Source organism: Bradyrhizobium sp. LTSP857, from assembly GCF_000938285.1.
Lineage (GTDB): Bacteria > Pseudomonadota > Alphaproteobacteria > Rhizobiales > Xanthobacteraceae > Bradyrhizobium.
On sequence record NZ_JYMS01000017.1, the window covers coordinates 195,778 to 213,533 of the forward strand.

Below are 17,756 nucleotides of genomic sequence, written 5' to 3' on the forward strand. Positions count from 1 at the left end.
AGCGGTCCGATAGGGCCTGGGGACTATACAAGAACGATGATGATCAAACATTTGCTGACGATATGCGCTGCCGCAACAGTTGCTGCGGCGGGAGCCTCGCTCGCACAGGCCCAGAGCTATCCGGTGCAGCAGGCGCCGAGCTATGGCGCCCCGGCCGAATATCGACCGGGCGACCGCGCCCCGAATTTCGACGCGCTGGAAGATGACGACGACGCGATGCCGCAGGCGTCGCTGCCGCCGCCCGGCCAGGACCCGCGCTACGGCCGCCCGGCTGGCCCGCCGGTCTATTCGGCGGTCCCGCCGCAGGGCCCTGTGACGTCGCCGGACGATCCGCGTTATGGCCGTCCCGCTGGCGCTCCGGTTTATTCGGCTGCCCCGCCGCAGGGCCCGGTGATGTCGCCCGACGATCCCCGCTATGGTCGCCCCGCCGGCGCACCGGCGGTGATCTATGCCGACCGTCCGGGCCAGGCGCCCGGCAGCGATGGCCTGCGTCCGCCGGAGGCGGTCGGTGGTGGTCCGGCCGCGACCGGAGCGGTTTCGCAGCAGCCTGCGGTCGGTGCCGATGGCCGTCCGATGTCGATCGCCTCGTTGCCGCCCGAGGAGCAGCCTGATGCTGCGCCGGCGCAATTGGCGCCGAACCTGCGCCGTCAGGAAGTTTCGCTGGCGACCAAGGAGCCGGCCGGAACGCTCATCGTCGATACCCCGAACACCTATCTTTACTACGTCCTCGGCAATGGCCGTGCGATCCGCTACGGCGTTCGCGTCGGCCGCGACGGTTTCACCTGGACCGGCGTGCAGAAGATCACCCGCAAGGCGGAGTGGCCGGATTGGCATCCGCCGACGGAGATGATCGAGCGCCAGCCCTATCTGCCGCGCTTCATGGCCGGCGGCCCCGGCAATCCGCTCGGTGCGCGTGCGATGTATCTCGGCTCGACCGTGTATCGCATCCACGGCACCAATCAGCCCTCGACGATCGGCAAGTTCGTCTCCTCCGGCTGCATCGGCATGCTGAACGATGACGTCTCGGACCTGTTCGACCGGGTCAAGGTCGGCACCCGCGTGGTGGTGATGCCGGGTGGCCCGGCGCCGGGAACGGCGACCGCGTCCGCAGCGCCCATGCCCGGTGCCGCCGCTGGTCCGGCCCCGATGGCCGCTCAGACCGGTCCGGTCGGGGGCACCCAGCCGACGGTGGTGCCGCCGCTGCCCGCGCCGGTCACGGTGCGCTAGGCGCGTCACGAAAATTTAGATTGCAAAAGGGCGTGCCGGCGGCGCGCCCTTTTCGTTTCAGGCGAGCTTCCGCGGCAGCTCGCCGCCCTTGGCGAAGGCGTCGATCGCCTCGACCATCTGGCCGTAATGGATGCGCAAGCCGTCCTCGGTCGCGTAGCCGAGATGCGGCGTGAGCACGAGGTTGTCGAGCTTGCGGAAGGGATGATCGACCGGTAGCGGCTCGACCGAGAACACGTCGATGCCGGCGCCCGCAATCCTCTTCTGCTGCAACGCCTCAAGCAGCGCCGCCTCATCCACGATCGGCCCGCGCGCGGTGTTGACGAGGAAGGCCGTCGGCTTCATCCGCGCAAGATCGACAGCTCCGACCAATCCCCGCGAGCGCTCGCTCAGCACCACATGGATGGTGATGATATCGGCCTTCGCGAACAGCTCCTCCTTGGTGGCATAGCCGACGCCGGCTTCCTTGCACTTCTCCGGCGTCAGGTTCGGGCTCCAGGCGATCACGTTCATGCCGAACGCTTTCGCGACGCCCGCCATCTTGCTGCCGAGCTTGCCGAGCCCGACGATGCCGAGCGTCATTCCCTCGATCTCGACGCCGGCAAAGGTCTGCCAGGGCTCGCCCGCATGCATGCGCGCGTTCTCGCGGCCGATGCCGCGGGTCAGTTCCAGGATCAGGCCCATGGTCAGAGGGGCGGTGGGGTCGCGGGAATATTGAGTGCCGCCGATGACGATGCCCTGCGCCTTTGCGGCCTCCATATCGATCGAGGCGTTGCGCATGCCTGACGTCAGCAGCAGCTTCAGCTTCGGCAGCGCCTGGAACAGGCTCTTGGGGAATGCGGTCCGCTCGCGCATCGCGCAGATGATCTCGAAGTCGGCAAGGGCGCTGGCCGCGGCCTGCTCCGAGGCGAAGGGATGGCTGAACACGGTGACGTCGACACGGTCGGGCAGTTTCGGCCAGTCGGCGACGTCAAGGGCGATGTTGAAATAGTCGTCGAGAATTGCACAGCGCAGCCGCGTCATCAGCGTTCATCCATGGCGAGAGGTGACGGCGCATGCGGGGGCGCCATCGTCGGAACCGGGCCATGGTTGCGCACAATCACACCTGCGCGCAAGCCGCTAGCGTCTTCAAAAATCCGATAGCGGAGAACGGCTCAGAGGTCGCGGGGCTTCAGCCGGAACGGCGCATTCATGCCGTGCTTGGCGCGCCAGGCGGGACCGGGGCCGCGCATGTAATGCAGCTCGGGCCGGTAGGGGTTGAAGGCCGTGGCGAAGAAGCGCTTCCAGAAACCCTTGATCTCCGTGACGAGCGCGGACGCATGTCCGGCTTCGGCCGGAACGGCAATGGAATTGGTCTCGATCAGAGCCATGATGGGCCTCGCTGTGCTCCCCGTTCATTCTGAGCGGGTGGCGCTGTTTCCGCGCGAAACCGAGCTTTGGCCTGATTTATTAAAAGATGGTTTCAATTGTCCGGATCGGTGGCCGGATGGTGTCCGTCCCGTATTCATCCGTGGTGAACGGAGGGAAAACATTGCCCTTTGAGGGCGGGATCGCTACATCGGCGGCAAGCAAATTTCCTCAAATCGAAGGTTTTCGGGACCGATGGCGCGCCAGTTCATCTATTTCATGCAGGGCCTGACCAAGAGCTACCCGACCCGCAAGGTGCTCGATAACATCCATCTGTCGTTCTATCCGGACGCCAAAATCGGCGTGCTCGGCGTCAACGGCTCGGGCAAGTCGACGCTGCTCAAAATCATGGCGGGCCTCGACAAGGAGTACAACGGTGAGGCCTGGGTCGCCCAGGGTGCCCGCGTCGGCTATCTCGAGCAGGAACCGCATCTCGATGCGGCGCTGTCCGTGCGCGAGAACGTCATGCTGGGCGTCGCCAAGCAGAAGGCCATCCTCGATCGCTACAATGAGCTGGCGATGAATTATTCCGAGGAGACCGCCGACGAGATGACCAAGCTGCAAGACGAGATCGAGGCTCAGGGCCTCTGGGATCTCGACAGCAAGGTCGACCAGGCCATGGACGCGCTGCGTTGCCCGCCCGACGATGCCGACGTCACGAAACTGTCCGGCGGTGAGCGCCGCCGCGTCGCGCTGTGCAAGCTGCTGCTCGACCAGCCCGAGCTGTTGCTGCTGGACGAACCGACCAACCATCTCGATGCCGAGTCGGTGTCGTGGCTGGAAGGCCATCTGCGCAATTATCCCGGCGCGATCCTGATCGTCACCCACGATCGCTACTTCCTCGACAACGTCACGAGCTGGATCCTCGAGCTCGATCGCGGCAAGGGGATTCCCTACGAGGGCAATTACTCGTCCTGGCTGGTGCAGAAGCAGAAGCGGCTGGAGCAGGAAGGCCGCGAGGATGCCGCGCACCAGAAGACGCTCGCCCGCGAGCAGGAATGGGTCGCCTCGTCGCCGAAGGCGCGCCAGGCAAAATCCAAGGCGCGCTATCAGCGCTACGAGGATCTGCTCAAGCAGGCGAGCGAGAAGCAGAGCCAGGGCGCACAGATCGTCATTCCCGTCGCCGAGCGGCTCGGTGCCAACGTCGTCGACTTCGAAGGCCTCAGCAAAGGCTTTGGCGATCGCCTCCTGATCGACGACCTCACCTTCAATCTGCCGCCCGGCGGCATTGTCGGCGTGATCGGCGCCAACGGCGCCGGCAAGACGACGTTGTTCAGGATGATCACCAAGCAGGACGCGCCGGACAAGGGCACCATCACGGTCGGCGAGACCGTGCATCTCGGCTATGTCGACCAGTCGCGCGACGCGCTCGACGGCAGCAAGAACGTGTGGGAGGAAATCTCCGGCGGCAACGAGCTGATCCTGCTCGGCAAGAAGGAAGTGAACTCGCGCGGCTATTGCTCGGCGTTCAACTTCAAGGGCGCCGACCAGCAGAAGAAGGTCGGTGCGCTCTCCGGCGGTGAACGCAACCGCGTGCATCTCGCAAAAATGCTGAAGTCCGGCTCCAACGTGCTGCTGCTCGACGAGCCGACCAACGACCTCGACGTCGACACGCTGCGCGCGCTCGAAGAGGCGCTGGAGGATTTTGCCGGCTGCGCCGTCATCATCAGCCATGATCGCTGGTTCCTCGACCGCATCGCGACCCACATCCTTGCCTTCGAAGGCGACAGCCACGTCGAATGGTTCGAAGGCAACTTCCAGGACTACGAAAAGGACAAGATGCGCCGGCTCGGCCAGGACAGCATCATCCCCCATCGCGTGAAGTACAAGAAGCTGACGCGGTGATCTCGACATGATGCGGCGGGCGCTCATCGCTGCGGTGATTGCTCTCACCTGCGGCTGGTCGCCTGCTCGTGCTGCCGACGCCGCCTTCATGCAGTTCATCGCCTCGCTCTGGCCGGAAGCTCAGGCCGCCGGCGTTTCGCGCGCGACGTTCGACGAGCAGACGCGCGGGCTCGAGCCTGACTACAAGCTGCCTGATTTGATCCTGCCGGGACGGCCCGCGACCGGCGCGCCGTCGCAGGCCGAGTTCGTGCAGGTGCCAGCGGACTACGTCAGGGAAGCCTCGATTGCGAATCTTGCGGGCGAAGGGCAACGGCTGCTGCAGAAATACAATGCGGCGCTGACGAAAATCGAGAGCAGCTCCGGCGTGCCCGCGACCGTCATGCTCGCGATCTGGGGACGCGAGACCGATTACGGCCGTTACACGCTGCCCTACGATCTCGTGCGCGTATTGGCGACGCAGGCCTATGTCGGCCGGCGCAAGGACACCTATCGCAACGAGTTCATTCTCTCGCTCAAGGTCCTCGGCGAAGGCGTGGTGACGCGCAAGGACATGCGCTCGTCCTGGGCCGGCGCCACCGGGCTCACGCAATTCCTGCCGTCCGAGTACTACAAACACGGCGTCGATTTCGACGGCGACGGCCGCATCGACATCTGGCATTCGGTGCCGGATGCGCTGGCCTCGGCCGCGCAGCAGCTCGTCAACAAGGGCTGGCAGAGCGGCGTGCGCTGGGCCTATGAGGTGCAGGCGCCGGCCAAGGTCGATTGCACCAGCGGCGTGCCCGAGGTGACGAAGCCGATCGGCCAGTGGTTGCGCGACGGCTTTGTGCCGGTCCGTGGACAAAAGCTCAGCGCCACCGAGCAGGCGCAGCCGGCTTCGCTGCTCCAGCCAGAGGGCATCTACGGTCCGGCGTTCCTGACCACGAAGAACTACTTCGTCATCAAGGAATACAATTTCTCTGACCTCTATGTGCTGTTCGTCGGTCATCTCAGCGACCGCATGACGAGCCCGCTGCCGTTCGCCACGCCATGGTCGGCGTCGAAGCAATTGCGAACCAAGGATGTCGAGACGATGCAGCGCGGGTTGACGCGCGCGGGACTCTACAAGGACAAGATCGACGGTAAGGCCGGCATGCAGACGCGCGCGGCGCTCGGCGCCTATCAGAAGTCGGCAGGCCTGAAAGTCGATTGCTGGCCGAGCGAAGAGGTGCTGCGTTCGATCCAGGCGGCGCGCTGAACAAGCCTTCCAAAAGAAAAAAGCCCGGCCGATGATCTCGGCCGGGCTTCGATCGCGGCGCTTGCGCGCGCGTTGCGATCAGATCAGTAGCAGACGCGAACCGGGCGGACGGCCCAGCCGTAGCCGTCCCAGTAACGCTGGCGCTGCCAGTAGCAGGGCGGGGGCGGCGGGCCGGGCTCGGCCACGTACACCGGTCCGCCATAGGCCGGACGGCTTGACGCGATGGCGCCGCCGATGATCGCGCCGCCAAGCAGGCCGGCCGCGATGCCGACGCCGACGCCGTCATGGGCCTGCGCGGACGGAGTGGCGGTCACCAGCGAACCGGCGATCGTCGCAACCGTGAGGGCGGCAACTAAAGTCTTCTTCATACTCTTGGCTCTCCTGAGAGATGGATGCTCGTTGTTAGAAGCACCCGGGGTTCAAAGGTTCACGCAGACTCTGATGGAATTGGCCTTGCAGCTAGGAAGCGCGCAAATGGTCAATCCGCGGTAAACGCACGCGAAGATGTGACGAGAAAAAGCGGTCTTTTTCAGGCCCTGAGATGAACGGCGCATCCGTAGTGAACCGGCTCAGCCGAATCGATCCAAGCGAACCGATCCAAGTGAATCGCTCCGAGTGAATCGGTCTAGGTGAATCGGTCCAAGCGAACCGGCTTAGCGCGCCTCAGCCACAGACTCTGACGCGGCGGACCCGCCAGGCATAGCCGTCCCAGAAACGCTGCTTCTGCCAGACACAGCCATCGCCGTAATAGTCGTCGGCGACGTAGCCGGGACCCGGCGCGTAGTAGCGGGGCGGGTAGCCGGGGCCGTAGCCCGGACCATATGCGTAGCCGGGACCGGGTCCGTAATAATACGGGGAGGCTAGCGCGCCGCCGACGATGGCACCGCCGATGATGCCGGCGGCAACGCCAGCGGCGACACCGCGTTGTGCATGGGCCGGCGTTCCGGCGGTCAGGACCAGGGTGGCGGCGGCAGCGACTGCCAGGAGCGTTTTCTTCATGGGCTCGACCTTTCACACACGAATACGGAACTCTTGCGGCCAAAGTTCCATACTTCGTTTGAATGATCAATGAACGGCGTCTTTGCCGGCCGCGACCAATTGGTTGACATCGTAGCTTTTCGCCAGGGGAGACGATCATGAACGGCGTCCTGACCAATGCCCTGATCGCCGTCGGGGCCGTCGGCGTGATTGGTTATGCCCTGATGACCCATTTGCAGAACCGCGGCCCGCGCTCGCGCGCCAGGGCAGGGGGCGATGGCGGTGGCGGCGACAGCTATTCGGACACGACGAATGACGGCTTCGCGCTGGGAAGCTGGTTTTCCAGCGACAGTTCGGGCAGCTCGACCGACAGCGGCAGCTGCTCCACGAGCGATAGCGGTGGGGGCGGGGATTGCGGAGGCGGCGGCGACGGTGGGGGAGGCGGTGGCGGCGACTAGGTCTCGATCCGGCCTAATCTTGATCCAGCACAACACCATATTTTAGAGCCGTTCTAGGCTGGTTCCGGGCCAGTTTGGAATAGCTTCAAATACCGGTTTTTCCTTTTGCATCCGGCCGGCCCCTTAAATATCGATATTGGCGCATCACCAAGGGCCCGCCGCTTCCATGATCGTCTGTTCCTGTAACGTGCTGAGCGATGACGACGTCCGCGCCGCCGTCGCCGATTCCGACGATGCCGTGCGTCACGCTAAGCAGATCTATGGATGCCTCGGCTGTAGCGCCGAATGCGGTCGCTGCGCCCGCACGATCAAGACCATCATCGAAGAAGCGCTCGGCCCCTGTGCCAAATCGTGCTGCTCCGGCTGCCCGCATAGTCACGCCGTGGCTGCCAACGACGAGACGGCCGAGCCTGCCCAGTTCGCCCTCGCGGCCTGCTGAAAACCAACATCATCGGATGAGCTTATCCCCGGCTGCGTCCCCGTAGCCGGTTGCCCTCGTTCCCAAACTGTTTTAGAAGCGTTCTAAATTCGGTTTCCGGCCGGATGGGACTGCAAATGCTGGAGTGAATCATGCAGGGCGACGCAAAAGTCATCGATTATCTCAACAAGTCACTGCGTCACGAGCTGACTGCGATCAACCAGTACTGGCTGCACTATCGCTTCCTCGACAATTGGGGCCTGCTGGACATGGCCAAGGTCTGGCGCAAGGAATCCATCGAGGAGATGGAGCACGCCGACAAGCTCACCGCGCGCATCCTGTTCTTCGACGGCTTCCCGAACATGCAGGTGCTCGATCCCCTGCGCATCGGCCAGAACGTCAAGGAGATCATCGAGTGCGATCTCGCCGCCGAGATGAGCGCGCGGGCGCTCTACCAGGAAGCGGCGACCTACTGCCATGGCGTGAAGGATTACGTCACGCGCGACCTGTTCGAGAAGCTGATGAGCGACGAGGAGCACCACATCGACTTCCTCGAAACCCAGCTCGATCTGATCGGCCGCATCGGCCTCGAGCTCTACACCCAGAAGCACGTTGGCGGGCTCGAGGGCGAGGGGCATTAAGCACTAACGTCGCCGTACACTCCGCTGTCGTCCCGGCGAAGGCCGGGACCCATAACCCCAGGGAGTAGTTGTGGTGCGCGATGGCAACCACGAGTCTTCGCCAAACAAAATCTTGTGGTTATGGGTCCCGGATCAGCGCTCACTTCGTTCGCTTGTCCGGGACGACGGCTAGACTAGTTGCACCAACTATAGCTGCGTCTTGTACCGCGCTTCCACGACATCCTGGCTCTCCGGCTCGCCCAGGCTGGTCTGGTCGTGGATGACGGTGCTGATGCTCGGCATCACCGAGCGCTGCACTTTCTCAGGCGCCCACAGCTTTGAGCGCATCAACGCCTTGCCGCAGTGGAAATAGACTTCGTTGACGGCGACGCTCAGCACCGCGCGCGGCGGCTTGCCGAATTCCACCATCGAGGCGAGCAGCTCCGGATCGGCCGACAGCGTGCCGCGCCCGCCGACGCGCAGCGTCTCGTCGATCCCGGGCACGAAGAACAACAGATGCACGAAGCCCGAGCCTTCGACGACGTTCCGAAAACTGTCGATCCGATTGTTGCCGGAACGGTCGGGCATCAGCAACTGGTTGGGACCTGCGACATGGACGAAGCCAATGCTGCCGCCGCGCGGCGAGGCGTCGACGCTGCCGTCGGCGCCCGATGTCGCGAGCACGCAGAATGGCGACATCTCGATGAATTTCTCCGCGTGCACGTCGATCGCGGGACGCGCCTTCGCGATCACGCGCGGGGTCGGCTTCGGATAGATGGTGGCGAGGTCTTCGGCGCAAAGCTCGGTCACGAAGGTCTCCCTGGTTGAATGCTTAAGGATATCATTCCCCGGCCTGATCGCTATCCCCTTTTGTCACGCCGCCACGGCCAGTCGATCACGCCGGCGCAGTACAGCGCCCACCAGATGATGACCGGCTGAAGTGCCAGCCGCGGCCCGTGATAGAGCCAGCTGTTGGGAATGGGCGAAAGGTCGACGCCGTCGATGGCGTGCTTGATGTTCGCCGGCCAGACGCAGAGCGCATAAAGCGCAAGTGCAATGCCGGCCCACCAGCGCAGTGGTTTTGTCACCAACGCGATTGCGCCCGCGATTTCGCAGACGCCGGTGATGAGGATGATTTGCGCCGCAAACGGAACCCAGGACGGCGTGATCGCGAGCAGCTTGTCCGGAACCCAGAGGTGCGCGACGCCCGCGGCCATGAAGAACGCCGCCAGCACATATCGCATGACGGCGCGTGTACGGCTGTTGCCGAGATCGGATTGCATGAGCCCAAATAGCACGTGCGGCATGGAGTAGCCACGGCACCCGCGCAGAGGTCGGGAGCAGGCGCGACCGGGTGGCGCAGGTAGCGCAGATAAATAACCTCGCTTATAACGGGTGGTGTACTTTATCGTTTTTCAAGGAAGGAATTTTGTCATGGCCCCAACGCAGGCAATGCGGGTCGCTGGCGATCGGCCGAGCCGTCGCAAGCATGTCCCAGGACAGTTCATTGTTCGGTTGAAGCCGGCCGTTGTCCGGCAGATCGCGGCGACCTCGCTTCAGGCGACAACGTCACGCGCGCTCATAGCAGCGATGCCCGATGAGGTTCGAGGTCCGATCGATTTCCTGCGCGACAATTTCGGGCTTCAGTCGATGAAGCCGCTGTTCGTGGTCGGCGGCGGTGATGCACCCGCGCAGCCGCAGGTGATGGCTTTGGCCGCGGTGCATCGCTCGATAGCGCGCTCCGCAACGGCGGCGCCGCGGGAGTCGCTGGCCGGATTTCAGATCGTGCAGGTGAAGGACAGGAAGATAGATGCAGGAGCCCTGAAGCGCCTGAGTGCTTCCAAGGCGATGGATCTGGTCGAGCCCGTTCCCAACCGGTGGCTCAGTGCCGCCGCCGATCCCATGAAGATTCGGCAGTGGGGCCTTCGCGCCATCAGATGGTTCGATCGACCGCGACCGGGTGCGGGGCGCGTTCATGTCGCCGTGCTCGACAGCGGTGTCGACGCTGGACATCCCGACCTCGCAGGAGCGATCGATGAATATCGTCACGACGGCAACGGAACGCGCGATTTTCTCGGCCACGGCACACACGTCAGCGGCACGATCGCGGCCGCGGTCAATAATTCGGTCGGCATCGCAGGTCTGGCCAATTGCCGGCTGCACTGCTGGAAGGTCTTCGACGATCCCAAGCGCGCAGGCGACGATGAGAACTTCAACTTCGAGTTCTACAGCAAGGCGCTCGCGGCCGCGCTCGATTCCAACATCAAGGTCATCAACCTCAGCATTGGCGGTGAGGACCATTCGAAGGCGGAAGCGACGATCTTCGCCGAACTGATCGATGCCGGCGTCGTCATCTCAACCGCGATGGGTAACGAGTTCGAGGACGGCAATCCGAAGGAGTATCCGGCGGGCTACGCGGACACGATCGGAGTTGGCGCCGTCGACGAGTCTCATCGGCGTGCCTCGTTCTCCAATACGGGGAAACACATCAAGCTGGTCGCGCCGGGTGTCAACATCCTGTCGACGGTGCCCCGGGTGAAGGCAAGCTTCGCCGATCATGTGAGCTACGATTCCTGGCCCGGGACGTCGATGGCAACGCCGCATGTGACGGGTGCCGCTGCACTCGTCTACATCAACAAGCCGAAATCCAGGGCCGCCGGCCTTGCGGTTGCCAGGCGCCTGATCGCGACCGCGATCAAATTGCCGGCGATGCGGGGAAGGGATTTTACGCCGGAATACGGTGCCGGCCTCCTGGATGTCGCCGCTGCGCTGGGCCGGAGCGACTGCGGCAAAGAAATCGGGCAGAAAAACTGCCAAGAAAGCTGCCAAGAAAACAACCAAGGCGAAACCGGCGAGAAAGGGACGAAAATAGGTTCTGCGACCTTGATCGGGCGCCGCGAACGGCTAGCTTCTCAGCATGTCGGTGCAGTTCAAATTTCACGATCGTGTCGATCAGCGTCGGCGGCGCATGATCATCAAGACGCTCGGCGATGCCGGCTATGCCGCCGAGAGCCTGTTTCCGGGAGAGAAGCGGCAAACCCTCGCCGCGATCTTCACCGTCGTCGAGGCCGACGCCAAATCCGTTCGCGCCGCGCTCGACGATTTCGGCGATGAGATCGAATATGTCGAGGCCTCGCCCAAGCGAGACCTCAAGGCCTGAGTGGCTTAGACCGCGTCCGCCGGCACGAAGCAACTGATGATGATGGCGCCGCGGTGGTGGACGTACCACACCACGGCGTGGCCGACCGGATTGCCGCGATCGCGGATGATGGCGCGCTCAGGCACTGCCATCCACTCTCCTTCGATCGGCACCCAATAGCTGCCGCCGCGCACGTCGTATTCGGTGCGATGGCCGTCGGAGATGTCGCAGCAGGGCACGCCGTTCGGCGCCATCACGCTCTTGAACCAGGCGCGGATGTCGGGCGCGACGTTGTCATATTGCCCGTTGTCGAACGCGAGCGCGGCGCTCGCAAGCGCGGGCATTGCGGCCAGCAGAGCGAACAGCGCAAGCCTGCGCATGCGATCCTCCTCACCGCGTCTCGCGCAACGGCGCGCGATCGCGTCGCGTGTCGATTCGTATCGTTGACGCAATTAAGCCCGAGCTGTCAGCGCATTGCATGCTCAAATTATATGCGGCGACGACGCGCCGCACATGATGCGTTGCGATAGAGGGCGCGGTCCGCCGTCTTTACATCGTGCGCTGCGGCGCATTTTGCAGCAATTGCCGGATCTGCTCGCTGTAGAATGCGGCGTTGCCGGTGGTGCCGTGGCCGCGCGTCTCGGTGCTGGCGGGGATCAGGTAAAGGTGTCCGCTCTTGACCCGCTTCATCGCAGCGTCGGTGACGCCGGTCTCTGGCGGATTGCGCTCGTCGTCGGCGGAATTGATCAGCAGCAGCGATGCCTCGATCTGCTCCAGCTTCCCAGCGGCATTGTAATCGTGCGAGGACTCCCACTGATAGATGAAGTCGTTGGCATCTGCCGTGATCGGTGCGGCAAGCCGCTCGTCGACGATCTTGTCGGCCTTCGCTGCGGTCGGCGCCTGTGACTGATAGGCCAGCGTTCCGCCGATGCTTGCTATGCCGTAAGCGGCGATCGCGTATTTCATCATGCGCGGCTGACTGGCGTAGTTGCCGCCATTGTAATCGGGATCGTTGCGGATGGTGTCGAGCATGATCCGCCGCAGCATCCAGTTGCGTGATGCCATCTCCGTCGGTTGTGAGGCCATCGGGATCAGCGCATCCATCGCCTTCGGATATTTTTCGCCCCACAGCCAGGTGTGCATGCCCCCCATCGAATTGCCGATGACGAGCCGCAGATGCTTGACGCCGAGGCCTTCGGTCACCAGGCGGTATTGCGCCTCGACCATGTCGTCATAGTCGTATTTCGGAAAGCCCGTCTTCATTCCGTCGGAGGGTTTTGACGATTTGCCGTGGCCGATGCTGTCGGGAATGATGATGTAGTATTTGGACGCATCGAGCGGTTGTCCGGCGCCGAACAGCTCGCCTGCGAAGCTTGCATTGAGCATGCTCGCGGCCGAGCCACCCGATCCATGCAGCACCAGCACGGGTTGGCCGCTCGGCTCACCGACGGTGGTGTAGTGCAGCCGCAGCTCCGGCATCGTCTCGCCGGTGTGGAACTTGAAGTCCTTGGCGATCCAGTCGCCCTGCTTCGGCGCCGGATAATCCGCGGCCATAGCTGGTATTGCGATCGACAGCAGGATGGCCGTCAGTGCCGCGCAAGACGTTCTCATGTTTCTCTCCCCATGCGGCTCGTAGTCGGCGGCCGCGTTATGAGGGACCTTAGCAGAAGTTCCGGAAGGATGTAGGATTTCGCCTCAGCCGATCGTCTTAGAGGGAAACATCGGGAGAGACTGCATGTGCCGCAACATCAGGACGCTGTTCAACTTCGAGCCGCCGGCGACGGAGGATGAGATCCATGCCAGCGCGCTCCAGTTCGTGCGAAAACTGTCCGGCTTCAGCAGGCCATCGCAGGCCAATGAGGCGGCGTTCGATCGCGCGGTGGCGGAGGTCTCGGAGGCTGCGCGAAGGCTGCTGACTTCGCTCCACACCCACGCGCCGGCGCGCGACCGTGAGGTCGAGGCGGAAAAAGCGAAGGAGCGTTCACGGCTGCGCTTCGGCTGAAGAACGCCGATCCGTGATCCGGCTCACGGAAAAAGCAGTCTCGGCGCGCGATGATGTCCACCGGGGTTTTGATAACCCGGAGCACGACCATGAGCCGCCCTCTTCTTCCGCTGAAAGCAGGTGCCATCATCTTCACGCTGCTGTGGACCGTGTGGATGATGTGGTGGGGCGGCTCGTTCTCGAGCGCGAACGTCGTCATCCTGGCCCTGTGCGGCGGCGCCGTCGGCTATCTCTGGTATCGCGCCATGCGCTGGCAGTTCGAGCGCATGGGCATGCTGCCGCGGCGTGAGGATCAGGCGAAGTAGCCGCTAATCCTTGTGGCCGTGCTTCTTCTTTTTCTTCTTTTTCCTGTGCTCATCGCCTTCGCTCTCGTCGCCTTCGTCATCGACGATCGCATCTTCGTCCTCATGCACGGCGGCTTCCAGCGCCGCGCGCTCGGCGGCTTCCTGCTCGCGCTGGCGGCGGCGTTCGTCCCAGGCGTCGAACAGCTGTTCGAGCCACGGCAGCACCTGCTCGATCGACGGCAATTGGCCGGGCGGACCGGCCTCGCCGCGCGGGCCTTGGGTCCCGGCGGGGCCTTGGATCCCGGCGGGGCCCTGCGGTCCGGCTGATCCACGCGGACCGGCTTCGCCGGGCTTACCCGGCAAGCCGGCCTTGCCCTGCGGTCCAGCCTTTCCGGCAGGCCCTGGCTTGCCCTGTGGCCCCGGCTTGCCGCGCGTCCCGTCCGGCCCGCGCTTGCCCGGATGACCCTGCGGCCCCGGCCGTCCCGGCTCGCCCTGCCGCCCGCGCGGACCCGGAGGTCCCTGCCGTCCCTGTTCGTCTGCCACGCCACTGCTCCCTCTGCGGAAGCAAGCTACTTAGCGGCGTTTGACGACAGCAGCAATTCCGCCGGTGCATCTCGCAGGGCTTGATCAACATCAATCCGCGCCATGAATCAGCGCCATGTTGCGCGGCCTTACGCGTCAATCGTGATAGGCGGGCACGTCGATGCCGGAGGCGGCGTAGAGCCTGATCTTGTTGCGCAGCGTGCGCACCGACAGGCCGAGCACACGCGATGCGCGGGTGCGGTTGCCGTCGCACCGGGCGAGCGTCTGGATCACGAGCTCGCGCTCGACCTCGCCGACGGTCGCACCGATCAGCAGCGGAACGATCTGGTTTGGGGCAAGGAATTGCGCGCCCTGCTCGGGCGCCGCGACATGGACAGTGGTCATCAACATACTCCCCGATCAACGCCCGCTTCCATCGTTGGAAGCGGATCGAGAACAAACGACCCCCAGGCCGTAGATCTACGGTGGGAGGGTTTGGTTAATGAAAGGTTAATTGCGGGTTGGTCGCACCAATTGACCTCAGGAATGCCGCGCCGCTGCCGCGATTGGCACAGGATGCATGGTGATGCGGACCGATTTTGGTCCGCGCTCACACGGTCCGATACCCACCATCTACCATGACGATGGTTCCGGTGACGTAAGACGACAGGTCCGATGCGAGGAAGACCGCGGGGCCGACGATATCCTCGGGCTTGCCGGTGCGCGCGAGCGGGGTGTGATCGACGAAGGCCTGCACCAGCGCCGGATTTGTGGCGCGCACGTTGGCGTTGATGTTGGTTTCGATGAAGCCCGGCCCGATCGCGTTGACGCGCACGCCTTCCTTGCCGAGTTCGACCGCGAGCGCCTTGGTGAAGCCGAGCACGCCGTGCTTCGAGGTCGTGTACGCCGCCGAGCTCGGCGTGCGCAGATGCACGAAGGACTGGATCGAGCCGATATTGACGATGCGGCCTTTACTCGCGCGCAGCGGTGCGAGGAAGGCCTGCGTCGTGTTGAAGACGCCGTTGAGGTTGAGCGAGATGATATCGTTCCAGTCCTTCGCCACCGCCTCCGTGTCCGCGGTAAAGGCGTTGCGGCGGGTGATGCCGGCATTGTTGACGAGGATCGAGACCTGCCCGACCTTGTCGGCGACCTGCTTGGCCAGTGCAAAACAGTCCTCACGCTTGGTGACGTCGAGCGCGAAGCTCTCGGCCTTGCCGCCGGCCTTGCGGATCTCCTGCGCGGCCTCCGCGACCGTATCGGCATTGACGTCGAGCAGCACCGCTTGCGCGCCCTCGCGCGCGTAGCCGGCCGCGATCGCCCGGCCGATGCCGGAACCCGCGCCCGTGACAACAGCAATGTGGTTTGCAAGCAATGCCATGACATTTTCCTCCCGGATTCGTTTCGAAATTTCATGAAAGGCTAACTCGAAATTAAGGGGTCGGAAACGGCGGCCTTGGCATACTGATCTTGATTGCTAAACGTTGCGCGCATGATGGAACGACTTGAATCCTGGAAACTGGCGCTCGAGCGCTTGAGGTCGGCGGAGTTCGCCGACTGGCCCGAGGCGGGTCGGCTTGTGGCCGAGATCGCGCGGATGAGCACGGATGCCACGCTGCGGCAGGCCGCCGATCAGGCGCTGCCCGTGCTGCGCCAGGCCGCGGAGAATGACGATCACGGCGTTGCGCTCGCGGCCCGCCGCCGCATAGGCGTGATCCTCGATGTCGTCCACGGCCTGACGGCGCCGCGTTTCGGCCGCCGCAACGGCGCACCGAAAAAGCTCTCCAGCGAGGACCGCGCCCGCAAGATTCTCGGCCTGCCGCTCGCCGTGCAGCTCACCTGCGACGACATCAACCAGGCCTATCGCCGCGCCGCCAAGGGCAAGCATCCCGACCAGGGCGGCAGCGCGCAAGCCTTCATCGACCTCGCCGCCGCACGCGACATCCTGATCCATCCCGGCGCCCACAAGGACGCGTGAGAGCGATCAGCTCTTGTTCACGCAGCTCGGATAGGGCGCGGCTTCGCCGGGTATGATCGGGCAGAGGTCGATCGGGCTGAGATCGCGCAGGCGCGCTTGCCAGCGTTCGTCGTTGACCGGCGGCTCGTCGCTCTCGGGGCCGCGCTCGGCCCATTGGATGGTGTAATAGTCGGTCGTGCCCTTGAGCGTGATCAGCAGCGCGGTCTCGCTGTGCCGGGTCGGTCCGCTGTCGACGCGGCCGCAGCCGATCACCGCGACAAAACCTTCGAAGCGGCCGAAGTTCATGGTGCCGAACGGTCTTGCCGCAAAACTGTCGGGGCAGGCCGATTTGAAGCCGCCCGCGATCGCGCCCGCGAAGATCTCCGGCGAGCTGCCTGGCGTCAACGTCATGCCCTTCTCGCCGGTCACAGTGATCATCTGCGTCCAGCGCTCGGGCGTCTCGCCTTTCAGCACGGCTTCGCGGATGTAGTGACCGCCCTTGGTGTTCTCGAACACCGCGGTGAAATTCGACGGCATGGTGAAGGTGACGAGCTGGCCGAAGATAGGCGAGATCACGCGGAAGGATTCTGGGGCCTGCGCCTTTGCCGTTGCGGCGAGCAGGAGCGACGCGGCCAAAACTGCTGCTGTCGTCGTCCGTGCGCGCATTGACCTGCTCCACATTCAGCGAGTAAAAAAACGACCGGGCAAGGAAGCTAGCATCGCATCCTTGCCCGACCCTTATCGTCCGCCGATCGAATTCTTACCAGCTACAGTGGCCGGCCTTCAACGCATGGTCCTTCAACTCGAGCGCGTCGAGGAAGGTCGGCACGGTCGCGCTGGCGCGGTGGTAGCCCGCCGGCCACGGCGTGGTCGGAATGCTCTCGTCCCAGATCTGGCAGACGCCGCTGTCCTGCCAGCGGATCAGATGATAGCCGGCCTCGGCCGGGCTCACGGCAGCGAAGGCGACAATTGCAAGACCGGCAGCAGCGCACAGCACGGACATACGACGCATGGATCAGCTCCTTAAATGAAAGATATGATGCGCCTCCCGACAATGATGGGGAGGGTTGGTGCGGGACGCTTTCAGTGTGCGCCCCGGACAAGGTGTGAGTAGGCCGCAAGCTGCGACAGGTTCAAATCGCGCCCGGAGGAAATGCCGGAATTTGGCTGAAAAATGCCGGCCGGCGGCGTTGCGCCCCCCGTGAAAAAGCGAAGGGCGGGCTGCTCGCGCAACCCGCCCTCGAATTCAATCTGGTGTTGGCCGGCTTAGAGCGTGCAGCGGCGCTCCCCGCGCAGCTTGATCTGGAGCTCGGAGGCGGCGGTGAAGGTCGGGAGCGGCTTGCTGACGACCTTGTAGGTCGAGGCGCCCCACTGGAACGGCTTGTAGCGGAGATCCTCGTTCCAGACCTGGCAGATGCCGGTGTTGTCCCAACGGATCACGTAATAGCCGACCGCCGCCGAGGCCGGCGCGGCGAATACGGAGGTGGCGATGCCGGCAACGGCACAGAGGGCGAGAACGCGACGCATGAAAAATCTCCTGATAGGGAAGGGTGACCAGAAAATTCGTGCGGTAAAAGCAGATCCATTGCAAGCCGAGGAGCGGCCGTTCACGGATATGTCAGATGGAGCCGTGCACTTGGTTCGGCCGAGTGTCCAGCAAGCCACACGCGC

General features: G+C 64.0%; 24 protein-coding genes. 10 read left to right on the top strand and 14 right to left on the bottom strand.

Going from position 1 to position 17,756, the window contains the following annotated elements:
* Nucleotides 1-39 precede the first annotated feature (39 nt).
* Nucleotides 40-1,227, top strand: a complete 1,188-nt coding sequence (locus UP06_RS09010; protein WP_045002261.1) for a L,D-transpeptidase — start codon at nucleotides 40-42, stop codon at nucleotides 1,225-1,227.
* Nucleotides 1,228-1,284: 57 nt separating this feature from the next.
* Here the strand turns inward: UP06_RS09010 and UP06_RS09015 are convergent, their stop codons facing one another.
* Both UP06_RS09015 and UP06_RS09020 read right to left on the bottom strand, forming a co-directional pair.
* On the bottom strand, nucleotides 1,285-2,247 hold the full coding sequence (locus UP06_RS09015; RefSeq protein ID WP_045002170.1) for a D-2-hydroxyacid dehydrogenase family protein: 963 nt from the start codon (nucleotides 2,245-2,247) through the stop codon (nucleotides 1,285-1,287).
* A gap of 131 nt (nucleotides 2,248-2,378) precedes the next feature.
* Nucleotides 2,379-2,594, bottom strand: a complete 216-nt coding sequence (locus tag UP06_RS09020; protein ID WP_045002171.1) for a hypothetical protein — start codon at nucleotides 2,592-2,594, stop codon at nucleotides 2,379-2,381.
* Nucleotides 2,595-2,826: 232 nt separating this feature from the next.
* Here UP06_RS09020 and ettA point away from each other — a divergent pair, with 232 nt between their 5' ends.
* Nucleotides 2,827-4,476: an energy-dependent translational throttle protein EttA gene (gene ettA / locus UP06_RS09025; RefSeq protein ID WP_045002172.1), complete on the top strand. Its 1,650-nt coding sequence runs from the start codon at nucleotides 2,827-2,829 to the stop codon at nucleotides 4,474-4,476.
* A gap of 7 nt (nucleotides 4,477-4,483) precedes the next feature.
* Entirely contained in the window at nucleotides 4,484-5,710 is a 1,227-nt protein-coding gene (locus tag UP06_RS09030) for a lytic murein transglycosylase (protein ID WP_045002173.1), read from the top strand.
* 83 nt (nucleotides 5,711-5,793) lie between these two features.
* On the opposite strand, the gene UP06_RS09035 is transcribed toward UP06_RS09030, so the two are convergent.
* On the bottom strand, nucleotides 5,794-6,078 hold the full coding sequence (locus UP06_RS09035; RefSeq protein WP_045002174.1) for a hypothetical protein: 285 nt from the start codon (nucleotides 6,076-6,078) through the stop codon (nucleotides 5,794-5,796).
* A gap of 295 nt (nucleotides 6,079-6,373) precedes the next feature.
* The gene (locus tag UP06_RS09040; protein ID WP_045002175.1) at nucleotides 6,374-6,709 is read right to left on the bottom strand and encodes a hypothetical protein; all 336 of its coding nucleotides are present in this window, start codon (nucleotides 6,707-6,709) and stop codon (nucleotides 6,374-6,376) included.
* 137 nt (nucleotides 6,710-6,846) lie between these two features.
* On the opposite strand from UP06_RS09040, the gene UP06_RS09045 reads away from it, so the two are divergent.
* The 3 genes from UP06_RS09045 to bfr all read left to right on the top strand — a co-directional run bounded on the left by UP06_RS09045 (nucleotide 6,847) and on the right by bfr (nucleotide 8,205).
* Nucleotides 6,847-7,146, top strand: coding sequence for a hypothetical protein (locus UP06_RS09045; RefSeq protein WP_045002176.1), 300 nt, complete (start codon nucleotides 6,847-6,849; stop codon nucleotides 7,144-7,146).
* Between the two features lie 166 nt (nucleotides 7,147-7,312).
* Nucleotides 7,313-7,585, top strand: a complete 273-nt coding sequence (locus UP06_RS09050; RefSeq protein WP_045002177.1) for a (2Fe-2S)-binding protein — start codon at nucleotides 7,313-7,315, stop codon at nucleotides 7,583-7,585.
* A gap of 131 nt (nucleotides 7,586-7,716) precedes the next feature.
* Complete coding sequence (gene bfr, locus UP06_RS09055) at nucleotides 7,717-8,205, top strand: bacterioferritin (protein ID WP_045002178.1); 489 nt, start codon at nucleotides 7,717-7,719, stop codon at nucleotides 8,203-8,205.
* 186 nt (nucleotides 8,206-8,391) lie between these two features.
* Here bfr and UP06_RS09060 read toward each other — a convergent pair whose 3' ends face one another.
* Nucleotides 8,392-8,994 carry an MSMEG_1061 family FMN-dependent PPOX-type flavoprotein gene (locus tag UP06_RS09060; RefSeq protein ID WP_045002179.1) on the bottom strand — a complete coding sequence of 201 codons (603 nt, stop codon included), beginning with the start codon at nucleotides 8,992-8,994 and terminating at the stop codon, nucleotides 8,392-8,394.
* 50 nt (nucleotides 8,995-9,044) lie between these two features.
* Nucleotides 9,045-9,491, bottom strand: a complete 447-nt coding sequence (locus UP06_RS09065; RefSeq protein WP_245305439.1) for a DoxX family protein — start codon at nucleotides 9,489-9,491, stop codon at nucleotides 9,045-9,047.
* Nucleotides 9,492-9,774: 283 nt separating this feature from the next.
* On the opposite strand from UP06_RS09065, the gene UP06_RS39215 reads away from it, so the two are divergent.
* The gene (locus UP06_RS39215; RefSeq protein ID WP_197087148.1) at nucleotides 9,775-11,298 is read left to right on the top strand and encodes a S8 family peptidase; all 1,524 of its coding nucleotides are present in this window, start codon (nucleotides 9,775-9,777) and stop codon (nucleotides 11,296-11,298) included.
* Nucleotides 11,299-11,349: 51 nt separating this feature from the next.
* On the opposite strand, the gene UP06_RS09075 is transcribed toward UP06_RS39215, so the two are convergent.
* Nucleotides 11,350-11,703 (bottom strand): hypothetical protein, encoded by a 354-nt coding sequence (locus UP06_RS09075; RefSeq protein ID WP_045002180.1) that lies wholly within the window; start codon nucleotides 11,701-11,703, stop codon nucleotides 11,350-11,352.
* 169 nt (nucleotides 11,704-11,872) lie between these two features.
* Nucleotides 11,873-12,934 (bottom strand): alpha/beta fold hydrolase, encoded by a 1,062-nt coding sequence (locus tag UP06_RS09080; RefSeq protein ID WP_045002181.1) that lies wholly within the window; start codon nucleotides 12,932-12,934, stop codon nucleotides 11,873-11,875.
* A gap of 124 nt (nucleotides 12,935-13,058) precedes the next feature.
* Here UP06_RS09080 and UP06_RS09085 point away from each other — a divergent pair, with 124 nt between their 5' ends.
* Nucleotides 13,059-13,325, top strand: coding sequence for a DUF2277 domain-containing protein (locus tag UP06_RS09085; RefSeq protein ID WP_045002182.1), 267 nt, complete (start codon nucleotides 13,059-13,061; stop codon nucleotides 13,323-13,325).
* An 89-nt stretch (nucleotides 13,326-13,414) separates the two neighbouring features.
* The gene (locus UP06_RS09090; RefSeq protein ID WP_045002183.1) at nucleotides 13,415-13,630 is read left to right on the top strand and encodes a hypothetical protein; all 216 of its coding nucleotides are present in this window, start codon (nucleotides 13,415-13,417) and stop codon (nucleotides 13,628-13,630) included.
* A 3-nt stretch (nucleotides 13,631-13,633) separates the two neighbouring features.
* On the opposite strand, the gene UP06_RS09095 is transcribed toward UP06_RS09090, so the two are convergent.
* The 3 genes from UP06_RS09095 to UP06_RS09105 form a co-directional block, all read right to left on the bottom strand.
* Entirely contained in the window at nucleotides 13,634-14,152 is a 519-nt protein-coding gene (locus UP06_RS09095; RefSeq protein ID WP_045002184.1) for a collagen-like domain-containing protein, read from the bottom strand.
* Between the two features lie 135 nt (nucleotides 14,153-14,287).
* A complete protein-coding gene (locus UP06_RS09100) occupies nucleotides 14,288-14,536 on the bottom strand; it encodes a helix-turn-helix domain-containing protein (RefSeq protein ID WP_045002264.1) in 249 nt (82 codons plus the stop codon).
* Nucleotides 14,537-14,741: 205 nt separating this feature from the next.
* Nucleotides 14,742-15,509, bottom strand: a complete 768-nt coding sequence (locus UP06_RS09105; RefSeq protein ID WP_045002185.1) for an SDR family NAD(P)-dependent oxidoreductase — start codon at nucleotides 15,507-15,509, stop codon at nucleotides 14,742-14,744.
* Between the two features lie 111 nt (nucleotides 15,510-15,620).
* On the opposite strand from UP06_RS09105, the gene UP06_RS09110 reads away from it, so the two are divergent.
* On the top strand, nucleotides 15,621-16,106 hold the full coding sequence (locus UP06_RS09110) for a J domain-containing protein (RefSeq protein WP_045002186.1): 486 nt from the start codon (nucleotides 15,621-15,623) through the stop codon (nucleotides 16,104-16,106).
* 6 nt (nucleotides 16,107-16,112) lie between these two features.
* On the opposite strand, the gene UP06_RS09115 is transcribed toward UP06_RS09110, so the two are convergent.
* The 3 genes from UP06_RS09115 to UP06_RS41425 all read right to left on the bottom strand — a co-directional run bounded on the left by UP06_RS09115 (nucleotide 16,113) and on the right by UP06_RS41425 (nucleotide 17,612).
* Complete coding sequence (locus UP06_RS09115; protein ID WP_045002187.1) at nucleotides 16,113-16,751, bottom strand: hypothetical protein; 639 nt, start codon at nucleotides 16,749-16,751, stop codon at nucleotides 16,113-16,115.
* 94 nt (nucleotides 16,752-16,845) lie between these two features.
* Nucleotides 16,846-17,097, bottom strand: a complete 252-nt coding sequence (locus UP06_RS09120; RefSeq protein ID WP_045002188.1) for a hypothetical protein — start codon at nucleotides 17,095-17,097, stop codon at nucleotides 16,846-16,848.
* Between the two features lie 254 nt (nucleotides 17,098-17,351).
* Nucleotides 17,352-17,612, bottom strand: coding sequence for a hypothetical protein (locus UP06_RS41425; RefSeq protein ID WP_045002189.1), 261 nt, complete (start codon nucleotides 17,610-17,612; stop codon nucleotides 17,352-17,354).
* Nucleotides 17,613-17,756 lie beyond the last annotated feature (144 nt).